Source organism: Allorhizobium borbori, assembly GCF_014196535.1.
GTDB lineage: Bacteria > Pseudomonadota > Alphaproteobacteria > Rhizobiales > Rhizobiaceae > Ectorhizobium > Ectorhizobium borbori.
The window spans coordinates 156671-170100 of record NZ_JACIDU010000010.1 but is presented as its reverse complement, the minus strand read 5'-3'; the positions used below and the strand labels follow the sequence as shown (position 1 = coordinate 170100).

The 13430-nt window shown below is 64.5% G+C and carries 13 protein-coding genes; 6 read left to right on the top strand and 7 right to left on the bottom strand.

The genetic code is table 11. The features are described 5' to 3' along the window. Positions 1-10 precede the first annotated feature (10 nt). The 3 genes from GGQ66_RS13735 to GGQ66_RS13725 are packed head-to-tail and all read right to left on the bottom strand — an operon-like array spanning position 11 to position 2756. On the bottom strand, positions 11-793 hold the full coding sequence (locus GGQ66_RS13735; protein ID WP_183793285.1) for a heme ABC transporter ATP-binding protein: 783 nt from the start codon (positions 791-793) through the stop codon (positions 11-13). Next, positions 793-1866, bottom strand: a complete 1074-nt coding sequence (locus tag GGQ66_RS13730; RefSeq protein ID WP_183793313.1) for a FecCD family ABC transporter permease — start codon at positions 1864-1866, stop codon at positions 793-795. Before GGQ66_RS13730 ends, GGQ66_RS13735 begins: the two co-directional genes overlap by 1 nt. An 11-nt stretch (positions 1867-1877) precedes the next feature. Continuing rightward, positions 1878-2756, bottom strand: a complete 879-nt coding sequence (locus GGQ66_RS13725) for a heme/hemin ABC transporter substrate-binding protein (RefSeq protein WP_237358917.1) — start codon at positions 2754-2756, stop codon at positions 1878-1880. Between the two features lie 142 nt (positions 2757-2898). Between GGQ66_RS13725 and hmuQ the strand changes: the two genes are divergently transcribed. From hmuQ to GGQ66_RS13705, 4 genes are all read left to right on the top strand, one after another. After that, positions 2899-3243, top strand: coding sequence for a heme-degrading protein HmuQ (gene hmuQ / locus GGQ66_RS13720; protein ID WP_183793283.1), 345 nt, complete (start codon positions 2899-2901; stop codon positions 3241-3243). Then, the gene (gene hutX / locus GGQ66_RS13715) at positions 3240-3755 is read left to right on the top strand and encodes a heme utilization cystosolic carrier protein HutX (protein ID WP_183793282.1); all 516 of its coding nucleotides are present in this window, start codon (positions 3240-3242) and stop codon (positions 3753-3755) included. Before hmuQ ends, hutX begins: the two co-directional genes overlap by 4 nt. 106 nt (positions 3756-3861) lie before the next feature. Then, entirely contained in the window at positions 3862-4221 is a 360-nt protein-coding gene (locus GGQ66_RS13710) for a YbaN family protein (protein WP_183793312.1), read from the top strand. Positions 4222-4355: 134 nt separating this feature from the next. After that, on the top strand, positions 4356-5579 hold the full coding sequence (locus tag GGQ66_RS13705) for an argininosuccinate synthase (RefSeq protein ID WP_183793281.1): 1224 nt from the start codon (positions 4356-4358) through the stop codon (positions 5577-5579). A 60-nt stretch (positions 5580-5639) separates the two neighbouring features. Here the strand turns inward: GGQ66_RS13705 and GGQ66_RS13700 are convergent, their stop codons facing one another. From GGQ66_RS13700 to GGQ66_RS13685, 4 genes are all read right to left on the bottom strand, one after another. After that, positions 5640-6833, bottom strand: a complete 1194-nt coding sequence (locus GGQ66_RS13700; RefSeq protein WP_237358916.1) for a multidrug effflux MFS transporter — start codon at positions 6831-6833, stop codon at positions 5640-5642. Positions 6834-6952: 119 nt separating this feature from the next. Continuing rightward, positions 6953-10210 carry an error-prone DNA polymerase gene (locus tag GGQ66_RS13695; protein WP_183793280.1) on the bottom strand — a complete coding sequence of 1086 codons (3258 nt, stop codon included), beginning with the start codon at positions 10208-10210 and terminating at the stop codon, positions 6953-6955. After that, positions 10207-11751, bottom strand: a complete 1545-nt coding sequence (locus GGQ66_RS13690) for a Y-family DNA polymerase (RefSeq protein WP_183793279.1) — start codon at positions 11749-11751, stop codon at positions 10207-10209. Before GGQ66_RS13690 ends, GGQ66_RS13695 begins: the two co-directional genes overlap by 4 nt. Beyond that, positions 11666-12427: an ImuA family protein gene (locus tag GGQ66_RS13685; RefSeq protein ID WP_183793278.1), complete on the bottom strand. Its 762-nt coding sequence runs from the start codon at positions 12425-12427 to the stop codon at positions 11666-11668. Before GGQ66_RS13685 ends, GGQ66_RS13690 begins: the two co-directional genes overlap by 86 nt. 212 nt (positions 12428-12639) lie before the next feature. On the opposite strand from GGQ66_RS13685, the gene GGQ66_RS13680 reads away from it, so the two are divergent. Together GGQ66_RS13680 and GGQ66_RS13675 are read left to right on the top strand one after the other, a co-directional pair. Next, entirely contained in the window at positions 12640-12786 is a 147-nt protein-coding gene (locus GGQ66_RS13680; protein WP_183793277.1) for a hypothetical protein, read from the top strand. A 3-nt stretch (positions 12787-12789) separates the two neighbouring features. Next, complete coding sequence (locus GGQ66_RS13675) at positions 12790-13407, top strand: hypothetical protein (RefSeq protein ID WP_183793276.1); 618 nt, start codon at positions 12790-12792, stop codon at positions 13405-13407. Positions 13408-13430: the final 23 nt, after the last annotated feature.

The following is a 13430-nucleotide window of genomic DNA, read 5'->3' as shown; positions in this document are numbered from 1 at the left end:
GGTTTGCAGCCTATCCGTGACGGGCCTGCGGCAGGATGAACGGGATATGCGCGGGCGGCACACGACCGACAGCGCCGGAAATGCCGTAAACCTCCGAAATCGTGCGGTCGGACAAGGTTTCGACTGACGTACCGCTGGCAACGACCCGGCCCCGATGCAGCACCACAAGCCGGTCGGCGAATTCGGCGGCAAGGTTCAGGTCGTGCAGGATGGCAAGCACCGCGCCGCCGGCGCGGGCGAAATCGCGGGCGATTTCCAGAACGGCGATCTGGTGGCCAATATCGAGGCTCGACGTCGGCTCATCGAGGAAAAGCGCCTTGGCCACCCCGTTTTCCACCGGCTGCGGCGCCTGCGCCAGCACACGGGCAAACTGCACGCGCTGCTGTTCGCCGCCCGACAACGCCTGATAGGATCGGCCTTCGAAGCCGGCGAGGCCGACACGGTGAAGCGCGGCGCGGGCATCGCGCTCCGGCGTCAATGAGCCATGCGCAATCGCCCCCATGCGAACGATTTCGAGCGCCGTAAAGGGGAAGGAAAGCGCCAGCGATTGCGGCAGCACCGCGCGGCGGGCGGCGAGTTCACGGGCCGAGAGCGTGGTGACATCCGCGCCATCCAGCAGAACCGAACCGCCATCGGGCCGGATTTCACCGGTCATGAGCTTGAGCAGTGTCGATTTGCCCGCACCGTTCGGGCCGATGACGACCGTCATGGTCGCGGGCTTCAGGTCCAGATTGACCGCATCGACAAGGCGACGGCCGCCGCGAATGAAGGTGAGTTCGTTTGCCGAAATCATCAAAGCCCCCTCAGGCCGGAACTGCCGTTGCGTCCGAGCAGCAGGAACAGGAAAACCGGCGTGCCGATGAGCGCGGTGACGATGCCGATGGGCAGTTCTGCGGGCGAAGCCACCGTGCGGGCGATGCTATCCGCCAGAATGAGGAGCGCCGCGCCTCCGAGCGCTGACCCCGGCAGCAGGAAGCGATGTGAAGGCCCCATGGCCAGGCGCAGCAGATGCGGCACGATGATGCCGACGAAGCCAATGGAGCCGGCGGCCGCAACCGTCGCGCCACAGGCCGCGGCGACGGCCAGAATGGCAAGCCGTTTCACCCGCTGCACGGGAATGCCCATGTGGAAGGCGGCGGCATCGCCCAGAATCAACGCATCGAGCCCGCGCGCCAGAAACGGAATGAGCGCCAGCACCACCGTGATGAAAGGCAGGACGGAGAGGATTTTGGCATAGGTGGCCCCGCCCAGCGAACCGAGCGACCAGAAGGTGATGTCACGCAGGGCGCGGTCATCGGCGATGAAGATGAGAAGACCCGTGGCCGCCCCCGTCAGCGCGGCGATGGCGATGCCGGCCAGCACCAGCATGGTGGTGGAGGTCTCGCCCTTTTCCGTGGCGATGGCGTAGAGCAGCAGCGTGTTGATGAGGCCGCCGGCAAAAGCGAAGGCGGGCAGGAACCAAGGCCCGAAGAAGGCCGCGACCGGCGCCAGAACCGAACCGCCGAGCACGATGGCGACGACGGCAGCAAGGGCCGCGCCCGAGGTGACGCCGACAATGCCGGGATCGGCCAGCGGGTTGCGAAACAGGCCCTGCATCATGGCACCGGAAACGGCAAGCCCCGCCCCGGCCAGCAACCCGAGCAGGGTGCGCGGCAGACGCACGGATTCAAGGATCACCCGGTCCTGCGCCGCCATGGCGTCCGCCCCGCCCGTGACATAGGCAACGAGGTCGTGGAAACCGACGGCGGTCGGCCCGGTGGTGAGGGACACGAGGATGGCGACAGCAAGCAGCACGGCCAGCGCGGCGATGACGAGGGTGGCGCGACGCGAGCGGTCGCCGGTTTCGCGGAAACCTTCCGCCGCCATGACACCGGTGCTCACGGCTTCACCTTTTCCGGATAAAGGGCAATGGCGAGATCGCGGGCGGCGGCGGGTGTGCGCGGGCCGAAACCGACGAGATAAAGCCCGTCCATGGTGAGCAGCGCCTTGTTGGCGGCGGCGGGCGTGGCGGCCAGGGCGGGAACGGCAAAGACCTGTTCCGCCGTCATCTGGTGCTGCCCCGTGTTCATGACGAGGACAAGATCGGGCTTGCCGGCGATAACCGCCTCATCCGACAGCGGCTTGTAGCCGGCGATTTCACCGGCTGCATTGATGCCGCCGGCCATTTCGATCAGTGCCCCGGCTTCCGTTTCCTTGCCCGCGGCCATGACGCGACCATTGGCAAGTGAGAGAACGAACAGCACGCGCTTCTTCCCGGCCGGTTCGATGGTGGCGATCTCGGCCTTCAGCCTGTCCAGCGCCGCCGTGACATCCTTGGCCAGTGCATCGGCCTTGTCATCGAGACCGACAGCGGCACCGGTGTCACGGATCTTCTGCGCAATGGCATCGCCGGAGGGCGGCGTATCCACCATGACGAAGGGCACCTGGCCGGCTTTGAGAACCGCAATCGCATCCGCCGGGCCGGCGCCGTCTTCGGCAAGGATCAGATCCGGCTTCTGTGCAAAAATACCTTCGGGCGAAAGCGCACGCATGTAGCCCACATCCGGCTTGGCATTGGCCTCGGCCGGGTAATAGCTGGTGCTGTCGCGCGCCACGATGCGATCGCCCGCGCCGAGCGCATAGAGGATTTCCGTGACCGTTCCCCCCACCGAGACGATGCGCTGCGCCTGCGGATAGCGCTCGGCGGCCAACGCCGGCAGGGCGGTGAAAACGAGGACGGCGGCAAGCGGCCGCAGCAGGGAACCGGTGGCGAACATACGCATTTCCTCACGTAAAAGGGCCGGGCGACAGCCCCGGCGGGCGGCCCGATTTAACTTGACTGAAATAGACATCTTTAAGTAGGAAGGCAAGCAGGAAGAGGCGGCGGATACTGCCTGGCCAATGAAGAGGAAGACGCGAATGTACATCGCCATGAACCGTTTCCGGATCGCTCCGGGGTCCGAGGAAGCCTTCGAAAACATCTGGAAAAGCCGCGAACGCCGGCTGAACGAGATGAAGGGCTATGTCGAATTTCACATGCTGAAGGGCCCGAAGGCCGAGGATCACACGCTCTACGCTTCCCACACGGTCTGGGAAAGCTATGAGGACTTCAAGGCCTGGACGCAATCCGAGCAGTTCCGCGCCGCCCATGCCAAGGCCGGCGAAAACCGCGGCAAGGTGGAATATCTCGGCCCGCCCCAGTTCGAAGGCTTCGAAGTGTTCATTCACGACGCACCGGAAGCGAAGAAGGAAGCCGCCGAGTGAGCGCGCCTGCCGCCGAAGACCGCAGAGCCCGTGCCGGGCAGGCACTGGCCGAAAAGCCGGATGGCGTGGTGGAAGCCATCGCTTCCGCCGCTGACGTGACGCCCGCCGAAATCCTCGCCCTTCTGCCGAAGGGAGCCGCAACCGTGGTGCCGGCGGAAGAGTTTGCCGCCATCTGGAGCGAAATGACCGGCTGGGGCGACGTTCTCCTGATCGTTCACACCGCCGATATCGTCGCCGAAGTGACGGGCAGCCTGCCGGAAGGCTCCGAAGGCCATGGCTGGTTCAACATCCACGGCGACAGCCCGATCGGTGGTCACATCAAAAAGGCCAACTGCCAGTCCATCGCCTTTATTGACCGACCCTTCCACGGCCGACGCTCCTGTTCCATCTGGTTCATGAACGCCGAAGGTGCGGCCATGTTCAAGATCTTCGTGCGCCGGGACGCGGCCCGCGAACTGGATACGGAACAACTGGCGAAGTTCGAGGCGCTGAAGGCGCGCTATGCGGGGTGATCCCCCTCACCCCTTCCCTCTCCCCGCCGGGAGAGGGAACCCGCCCGCCACATTGCATTAGGAAAACCGCAGGGGATGGAGTAGAATTATGACCATGAACCCGCTTTTGCGATGGACATATCTCACCTTCGGCTGGCTGATGGTCGCCATCGGCGCGGTGGGGGTGGTGTTGCCCGGTTTGCCGACCACACCGTTCCTGATCGTCGCCGCCTGGTGCTTTGCCCGTTCTTCCGAACGTTTCGAGCGCTATCTTCTGGATCACGCGCATTTCGGTCCGGTGCTGCGGGCCTGGCGGGAAAAGGGCGCCATTCCGAAACGGGCGAAAATCCTCTCCGTTTCCATGATGTCGGTGAGCTTCCCGCTGTTTCTGCTGACCGCCCACCCCTCGTTTATCCTCGCCGCTCTCGTCGCCGGCTTCATGCTGGCAGGCGCGGCCTACGTGCTGTCACGCCCGACCGCGGCCTGAAAAGGCACCGCTTGCGCTGAAATGCCGCGCGGTTTTCCTTGGCAGGCGGTCACAATCCCGCTAATGAGACAGCCGGAAATGGCGGCCCCGATGACCGGGTTTTGCACCGCCGCATGCAAACGGACGTTTTGACCATGGCTCTCCCCAAAGACGTAAAGAAAGTCGTGCTGGCCTATTCCGGCGGCCTCGACACCTCGATCATCCTGAAGTGGCTCCAGACCGAACTCGGCGCCGAAGTCGTGACCTTCACCGCCGATCTCGGCCAGGGTGAAGAACTCGAGCCGGCCCGCAAGAAGGCCGAGATGCTGGGCATCAAGGAAATCTATATCGAGGACGTGCGCGAGGAATTCGTGCGCGATTTCGTCTTCCCGATGTTCCGCGCCAATGCCGTGTATGAAGGCGTCTACCTGCTCGGCACCTCGATTGCCCGGCCGCTGATTTCCAAGCGCCTGATCGAGATCGCCCGCGAAACCGGCGCCGACGCCATTGCCCACGGCGCCACCGGCAAGGGCAACGACCAGGTTCGCTTCGAGCTTTCGGCCTATGCGCTGAACCCGGATATCAAGATCATCGCCCCCTGGCGCGAATGGTCGTTCAAGAGCCGTACCGACCTCATCGACTTCGCCGAAAAGAACCAGATTCCGGTGGCCAAGGACAAGAAGGGCGAGGCTCCCTTCTCCGTCGACGCCAACCTGCTGCACTCCTCTTCCGAGGGCAAGGTGCTGGAAGATCCGGCCCATCCGGCTCCGGAATATGTGCACATGCGCACCATTTCCCCGGAAGCCGCCCCGGACAAGGCCACGATCATCAAGATCGGCTTCGAAAAGGGTGATGCCGTTTCCATCAACGGCGTGCGCATGAGCCCGGCGACGCTTCTGGCCAAGCTCAACGATTACGGCCGCGACAACGGCATCGGCCGTCTCGACCTCGTGGAAAACCGCTTCGTCGGCATGAAGAGCCGCGGCGTCTACGAAACCCCCGGCGGCACCATCCTGCTGACGGCCCATCGCGCCATTGAATCCATCACGCTCGATCGCGGTGCAGCCCACCTCAAGGACGACCTGATGCCGCGCTATGCGGAACTCATCTATTACGGCTTCTGGTTCTCGCCGGAACGCCTGATGCTGCAGGCCGCAATCGACTATTCGCAGAAGGATGTCGAAGGCGAAGTGACGCTGAAGCTCTACAAGGGCAACGTCATCGTCGAGGGCCGTGAATCGCCGAAGTCGCTCTATTCCGACTCGCTCGTCACCTTCGAGGACGATCACGGCGCCTACGACCAGAAGGACGCCGCCGGCTTCATCAAGCTCAACGCGCTGCGCCTTCGCACGCTCGCCAAGCGCGACCAGAAGAGCTGATCGAACCACGTTCGAACGATTGCAAAAGGCCGCTCCGGAACACCGGGGCGGCTTTTTTCGTTAGTTCGCGCGGGCGGAACAGAGCTTGAGATAACCGAGATAGGAGAGGATGGCGGTGGCCTGCATGGCAGGCAGAAGCGTGCCATAGGCCAGAAGCGGCGAGGCAAACAGCGCACCGGCAAGCCCCATGGCAAAGCCCGCCCCCATCTGGATGAAACCCATCATGGCCGAAGCCGAGCCGGCAACGGTGGCGAAGGGCGCAAGCGCCACGGTGATGATGTGCGGCGTGAGCAGCGCGATGCCGAAGGTGGTGAACGAGATCGGCACCATGACGGAGAGCAGTGTCGGTTCGACGAAGCGCGAGAACGTAACCATCAGCGTCGCGCCGATGCCGCAGAAAACGAGCCCTGCAACGACTGCCCTGTGACCGCCAATGCGCGGCGACACGAGCCTGAGCGTGACCGAGCCGAGAAAATAGAAGCCGGTCTGCAAGATCATGGCAAAGCCGTATTGCGACGGTGACAGACCGACCATCTGGATAAGGATGAAGGGCAGCATGGTCGCTTGCGTGTAAAGCGCCCCCACCGCCCCGCCCGTGACCAGCGAGGGCAGCACGAAGCGCGGATCGACGATCAGCCGGCCATAGGTACTGGCAATCATGCCCGGGCGGGCGCGAGTGCGGTCCGGCACAGTGGTTTCCGGCATGGTCACCACGGCGACAATCGCCAGGAATCCAAGCGCGATCATGACGAGGAACACCGCCTGCCAGCCGAACAACTGCAGCACGATGCCGCCGACGATCGGCCCGAGCGCCGGACCGACGCCGAGAATGATGCCCATGATATTCATGATGCGGGCGGCATCCGCGCCGGCGAACTGATCGCGCACCACCGCCCGCGCCACTGTGATCCCGACCGAGGCCCCGATGCCCTGCACCAGCCGCCCGGCCAGCAGCCATTCCACCGACGGCGCGAAACAGGCCATGAGCCCGCCGAGAAGGTAGACGCCGAAAAAGGCAAGGCTTGCCGGACGGCGGCCAAACGCATCGGAGGCCGCCCCCGCCGCAAGCTGGGCCACGGCAAAACCGCCGAAATAGAAGGACAGGCTCGCCTTGATCGCCGCATCGGTGGAGGAAAACACCGTGACCAGTTCCGGCATGGCGGGCGCATAGATCGCCATGGACAGCGGACCGACCGCCGTCAGGAGCGCGCCCAGAAAGGCGGTGCGGCGCGCAGTCATCTTCGGTTCTGTCATGGGAAATCCGGTGGCTTGCCGACAGGAGGATCGGACATCGAAATCGACTTTGGTCCAGACCATAGCGCGCCTCATGGCAAAAACAAGGTTCGGACCGCGGGTAAGGTCGAGAAGCTTCTCTAGTGGAAGTCGCGCGAGCGGACCCGGATCGCCTCCTCCGATGCCGGTGCCGCCGGCCGCGCATATCTGGCAAGACCGCGCGGATCGTCGCGCGGCGGGCCGTTGCGGAATTCGTCGGCCCGGGCGAAAGGCTGGCGGAAGGGCGTATCGCGCTGGCCGACGCTGAGGAGATCGGCGGAGAGATCGAAGAGTTCGCGGGCGACGATGTGGACCACCTCGCCCTCCCGCTGGAGACGGCCAGAAACACCGAGCATGCCCGAACCCAGCACGATGCGGCGGAATTTTTCGAAAATCTTCGGCCAGACCACGAGATTGGCGATGCCTGTTTCATCCTCGATGGTGACGAAGATCACCCCTTTGGCCGAACCCGGACGCTGGCGCACCAGAACGAGGCCCGCCGTCTTGACCCAGCGGCGGTCGGGACTGGAAACGGCATCGGCGCAGGGAACAAACCGCCGCTGGCGCAGGTCTTCACGCAGGAAGGTCAGTGGATGGGCGCGCAATGTCAGCCCGACATGACCGTAATCCTCGACCACCTCACCGCCCGCCGTCATCGGACGCAGCGCAATCTCGGGCTCGTCCTGCTCGGGAAAGGCTGAAGCTTCCCGTTCGGTTGCGGCGGCAAAGAGCGGTAACGGCTCATCCCGCAGCCCCTTCAGCGCCCAGAGCGCCTCCCGCCGCGAAAGGTTGAACGCCGGCTGGAAGGCATCGGCACTGGCCAGTGCCTCCATGGCGCCGGCGGCAAGCCGCACCCGCCGCCAGAGATCGTCGATGGAACGATAGGGGCCGATCACGCGGGCATTGACGAGAGCGGCAGCGGCCTCATTCGAAAGCCCCCGCACCATGCGAAACCCCAACCGCACGGCAAAAAGCCCGCCGCCCTTCGATGACGGTTCCAGCGTGCAATCCCAGCGGCTTTTGTTGATGGAGACCGGGCGCACTTCCACCCCATGCGCTTGCGCATCGCGCACGATCTGGGCCGGGGCGTAGAAACCCATGGGCTGTGCATTGAGAAGGGCGGCGCAGAACACATCCGGGTGATGGCATTTGAGCCAGGAAGAGGCATAGGCGATCTTGGCGAAGGAGGCGGCGTGGCTTTCGGGAAAACCATAGGAACCGAAGCCTTCCAACTGCTTGAAGGTGCGTTCGGCAAAGTCCCGGTCGTAGCCGTTCTTCACCATGCCGCCGACCAGCTTTTCGTGAAAGGCCTGAATGGTGCCGACATTCTTGAACGTGGCCATGGCACGGCGAAGCTGATCGGCTTCGTTGGCGGTGAAACCGGCACAGGCAATCGCCACCTGCATGGCCTGTTCCTGGAAGATCGGCACACCAAGCGTGCGCTCTAGAACCGCTTCGAATTCCGGCCGGGGATAATCCGGTTTTTCCTTGCCGTCGCGCCGGCGCAGATAGGGATGAACCATATCGCCCTGAATGGGACCGGGACGGACGATGGCGACCTGAATGACGAGATCGTAAAATTTCCGGGGCCTGAGGCGCGGCAGCATCGACATCTGAGCCCGGCTCTCGATCTGGAATACGCCGATCGTATCGGCCTTGCGAATCATCGCATAGGTGGGCTGGTCATCCTGTTTTATGGAAGCCAGATCCACGGATATGCCCTTGTGCGCGGCCAGAAGATCGAAGCCGCGCTTCATGCACGAGAGCATGCCGAGCGCCAGCACATCCACCTTCATGAATTTCAGGATGTCGATGTCATCCTTGTCCCATTCGATAACCTGCCGGTCGGCCATGGCGGCGGGTTCGATGGGCACGAGTTCGTCCAGCCGGTCGCGGGTCAGGACGAAACCACCCGGATGCTGTGACAGATGCCGTGGCGCGCCCGCCAACTGGCCGGCAAGCTCCAGCGTCAACGCAATGCGCGGATCGGCAAGGTTGAGGCCGCTTTCCTGCGCTTCCGCCGCACCGAGTTTCGAGGACCAGCCCCACATCTGTGACGACAATTGCCGGATCACGTCTTCCGGAAGGCCGAGCGCCTTGCCGACATCACGCAGCGCGCCCTTGGCCCGGTAGCGGGTAACGGTGGCGCACAGCGCCGCCCGCTCGCGCCCGTAGGTTTCGTAAACCCACTGGATCACTTCTTCCCGGCGCTGATGTTCGAAATCCACATCGATATCGGGCGGCTCTCGTCGGTCTTCCGAAATGAAGCGTTCGAACAGAAGGCTGCTTTCGGCGGGATCGATGGCGGTGATGCCGAGCACGTAGCAGATGGCGGAATTGGCCGCCGAGCCACGCCCCTGACAGAGAATGTCCTTCGACTTCGCATAGCGCACGATGGAATTCACGGTCAGGAAATAGGGCGCGTATTCGAGTTTGCGGACGAGGGCCAGTTCATGGGCAAGGGCGGCCTGGACCTTTGCCGGAGCGCCATTCGGATAACGCCACACGACACCTGCGGCGACGAGCTTTTCCAGCGCTTCCTGCGGGGAAAGATCGGGAAAGAGCTTCTCCTCCGGATACTGATAGGCCAGTTCATCCATCGAGAAGCGGCAGCGCTGCAGGATCTCCACCGAACGGGCGAGCGCTTGCGGGTAGCGGAGAAAGAGCCGCTGCATTTCTTCCGGCGGTTTCAGGTAACGATCGGCATGGCGCTCGCGGCGAAAGCCGGCGGCATCGATGGTGGTGGTGTGGCGAATGCAGGTGACGACATCCTGCAGCATGCGCTGCGCGGGATCGGCATAGAGCACATCATTGGTAACGACCGGCGCGACGCCGGCTTCCGCCGCCATGGCGGCGAGTTCGTGCAGGCGAAGCTGATCGTTCGGGCGACGCCTGAGGGTGAGAGCCATGGAGGCGCGCGGGCCGAAGGTGGCGGCCATGCGGGCGAGATAGAACCTCGTCGTCTCATCCGCCCGGTCCGGCACGAGAATGGCCATGAAACCTTCGCCATAGGCGGCGAGATCCTCGAAATGCAGCAGGCATTTTCCCTTGCCCGCCCGCCCCTTGCCGAGCGACAGCAGCCGGCACAGCCGGGCATAGGCCGGCCGGTCCATGGGATAGACCAGCACCGACATGCCGTCAGCGAGATCGAGACGGCAGCCGACAACAAGGCGCACGCCCGTTTCCTTCGCGGCCTGATGGGCCCGAACGATGCCGGCGAGCGTGTTGCGGTCGGCAATGCCAAGCGCCGGCAGCCCGAGGTCACGCGCCCGCTCGAACAGGGCCTCGCAGGAGGATGCCCCGCGCAGGAAGGAAAAATGCGAGGTGACCTGCAGTTCTGCGTAAGGGGCGTCGCTCATCCGAATATCCCGTGCAGGAACCAGTCGTGACTGCCGGTCTCCGGGTCTTCGCCATTGCCGGAACGGAAGATCCAGAAGCGCTCGCCGGCCTCGTCCTCGATGCGGAAATAATCGCGCACCGCCGCGCGCTCCGCCGCCCGTTTCCACCATTCCCCAAAGATACGCTCCGGCCCGTCGGCCGCGCGGATGCGGCGGCGCACGCCGCGCCAGGAAAACCACACCGGCGGATGATCCGGCAGAAGCGCCATGGTTTCGATGCGTTCGGGACGGGGCAGGAGCCGGGCCGGTCGCGGCCATTCACCTGACCAGGCAGGGGCAGCACCATGAATGCCTCCCTCCACACCCGGCGCAAGCGGCGGCACCCGCATGAAGGCGCGTTCCGGCACATCGCTTTCGACCGGAGCGAAGCGATAAAGCCGTCCGGCACCGAGCCGGTTGGCGAGCACGTCGACAAGGCCGGAAAGATCGGCTTCCACCGCACCCGACAGCGACGAACGCGCCTGCCTTTCCACGAAGGGCTCGGCCAGCGTGGCGGTGAGGATCATTTCCTCGATGCCGAAGCCGGGATCGACGGTTTCGATCTTCTCGCACAGGAGACGTGTCAGGCGCTTCTCATCACGCACAGGAGTGGCCGTGCCGACGCGGATGGCCTGGAAGCCGCTATCCACCCGGCGAAACAACAGATCGAGCCGGCGCGCGCCGAGGCCACGCCTTTCCAGCGCCGGACAGAGGGCGGCAACGAGTCTGGCAATATAGCGGGCGATGGTTTCGGCCGCGCCGATGGGTTCGCCGAAGAGACGGCGTGCCTCGACCGGATCGGGCGGGCGAACGGGATCGAAGGGGTCACCGATGCGCCCGAGCGCCTGATCGAGCCGGCGACCGGGCTCCGGCCCGAAACGGAGCGCAAGCGGCGCGCGCGGCTCATGGAAAATGTCGCAGACCCGCTCGAAGCCGAGCGCCCGCATGTCCCGCACCAGCGCCGGCGCCAGCCTGAGCGCCTTGAGCGGCAAAGGTTTCAGCAGCGCCTCCACCGCGCCCGGCGCAATGACCGCCTTGTCGCTTTCGAGAAAGCGGGCAGCGGCATGGGCAGCCCCCCGGCTTTCCGCCACCGCGGCGCGCGCCGTAACACCGGCCCCGGCAAAACGACCGACGAGAAAGGCAAGCATAGCCGCTTCGCCGCCATGCAGATGGTCGGCGCCGCTGGTTTCGATCAACAGCCCATCCGGCGGATCGAGCGCCACAACGGGCGAAAGGTGACGCAGCGCCCAGAGCGCCAGCCTGTACAGACCTTCAAGGTCGGCAGCGGGATCGGCGGGAAGAAGGGTGAGGCCCGGCACCAGCGCCTGCGCCTTGGCCGCCGCCATGCCCCGCACGAGGCCGAGACGGCGGGCGGCGGGATCGACGGCGTAAAGCACGCGCCGCCCGCCTTCACGATGGACGAGCGCCAGCGGCACCTCAGGAGGCGGCGCGGCGCTCTGCGGGCTGCGCCGCAGCCGGTCCACCGGCCAGAAGGGCAGGAACAGAGAGACGACCCTTTGCATCGCAAGCCTCCACTTCGAAAACGGCACCTTCCCCCGCCCGGCAGCGGGTGAGTTCGACCCGCCAGCGCGCCCGGCCAACGCCCGGCACCGGCAGCGGCGCGGATGGCAGCGCCGACACCCGCCAGCGGGTAACGGCAGCGGTCGGCTGACCGAACGCCGCCGCTTCCGCCACACGCCGGAACCGACGGATGGCGAGCGCGATGACACCGGACGATTCGGCGGCCAGTTGCAGCCGGCGCGACGCCACCATGGAGAGCTTCGCCACCTCGGCGATGACGGCACCGAGACCGCCATGGCGAAGCCCCTCCTCGAAACAGGCGAGCAACTGCTTGTCGTCGCCCGCTTCCACGCAGATCAGCCGGTCAGGTGAAAGCCCCGCCTGCATCAGCGCCGGAGCAAAGAGATCGCGCCGGGTAAGGCACCAGAGCACCGGCCCCGCCGTGCGCGCCGCGATACCGGCGGCAAAAAGCGCTGCGATTGCGCCATCCACCGCACCGTTGCCGCCACCCGTCACTTCATGCAGACTGCCGCGCGCAAGCCCGCCTTCAGGGAGAACCCGGTCGATTTCAGCGACACCGAAGGGCAGGACGCCACGCGCCGCACCCTGCCCGCCTTCGAGGCGGCCAATGCGTTCTCGCAGTTCGGAAATGACGGTACGATGCACAGGTTCCGGCATGGATGAACACATGGGTGAACACTTGAGGCTTGCTGTTGGTTTCCGGGTAGGCGGCCGTTCAATCGGCTGTCTGTTCTTTATTTGTTCTCATTCCGCAAAAGAGTCAACCGGAGTCTTTGCCGGGAAGTGACGAGCGGAAAAACCGCAGGATTTCAGCAATCTTCCGGTGGTATGAGAAGGGAGCGATTCACGTGAAATGAAGGGAGAGAGCCGTGTCCAACGTTGTGGAGTTCAAGCGTCCGCCAAAGCCGAAGGAACCGAAGAAGCCCAATCCCGCCCTGCGCAAGGGGTTGATCTGGCTGGGGGTCATTGCCGCGCTCATCGCAGTCTGGGCCTTCTTCCACCTGACCGGCGGCTGATTCATGAAGAAGCCCGCCTCCGTTCAGACGCTCACCGAACTGGGCCGGGTGCGGCTTTCGAAAAACTTCTTCCTGCGCGAGTTCCTGCATTCGGAAATCGCGGTGATTCACGGCATCGCCAATATTCCGGACGATCCCGACCTTGCGATTGCCGCGGGAACACGGCTTTGCGAAGACCTGCTGGAACCGCTGCAGGATACCTTCGGGCGCATCGCCCTCCGCTCCGCCTACCGCTCGGCCACGGTCAACAATCTCGGCAACGCCCTTATGCGGGCGGGCAAGGGCGCTTATAATTGCGCCCGCGACGATTTTGCCGGCCATATCTGGGACCGGCGCGATGCGGAAGGCTGCATGGGAGCGACGGCCTGCATTGTCGTGCCATCCGTCTGGGACCGGTTTCAGGCGCCGGGCGACTGGCAGAAGATGGCCTGGTGGATCCATGATCACCTGCCCTATTCCCACCTGCAATTCTTTCCGCGCTATTTCGCCTTCAACATCTCCTGGCACGAGCGTCCGAAACGGCGCATCGACAGCTTCATTCCCCCGAAGGGCTGCCTGACAAAGCCCGGCATGGCAAACCATACCGGAAGCCATGCGGACCTCTGGGCCGGCATTCTGTAAACTCGGCGAATGGCGAACACGAA

Excerpts from the sequence above, each read along its gene's own strand:
- GGQ66_RS13690 (WP_183793279.1), bottom strand. The coding sequence starts at position 11,751 with ATGCAAAGGGTCGTCTCTCTGTTCCTGCCCTTCTGGCCGGTGGACCGG.
- GGQ66_RS13705 (WP_183793281.1), top strand. The coding sequence starts at position 4,356 with ATGGCTCTCCCCAAAGACGTAAAGAAAGTCGTGCTGGCCTATTCCGGC.
- hmuQ (WP_183793283.1), top strand. The coding sequence starts at position 2,899 with ATGTACATCGCCATGAACCGTTTCCGGATCGCTCCGGGGTCCGAGGAA.
- GGQ66_RS13725 (WP_237358917.1), bottom strand. The coding sequence starts at position 2,756 with ATGTTCGCCACCGGTTCCCTGCTGCGGCCGCTTGCCGCCGTCCTCGTT.
- GGQ66_RS13730 (WP_183793313.1), bottom strand. The coding sequence starts at position 1,866 with ATGGCGGCGGAAGGTTTCCGCGAAACCGGCGACCGCTCGCGTCGCGCC.
- GGQ66_RS13735 (WP_183793285.1), bottom strand. The coding sequence starts at position 793 with ATGATTTCGGCAAACGAACTCACCTTCATTCGCGGCGGCCGTCGCCTT.
- GGQ66_RS13700 (WP_237358916.1), bottom strand. The coding sequence starts at position 6,833 with ATGACAGAACCGAAGATGACTGCGCGCCGCACCGCCTTTCTGGGCGCG.
- GGQ66_RS13695 (WP_183793280.1), bottom strand. The coding sequence starts at position 10,210 with ATGAGCGACGCCCCTTACGCAGAACTGCAGGTCACCTCGCATTTTTCC.
- GGQ66_RS13685 (WP_183793278.1), bottom strand. The coding sequence starts at position 12,427 with ATGCCGGAACCTGTGCATCGTACCGTCATTTCCGAACTGCGAGAACGC.
- GGQ66_RS13675 (WP_183793276.1), top strand. The coding sequence starts at position 12,790 with ATGAAGAAGCCCGCCTCCGTTCAGACGCTCACCGAACTGGGCCGGGTG.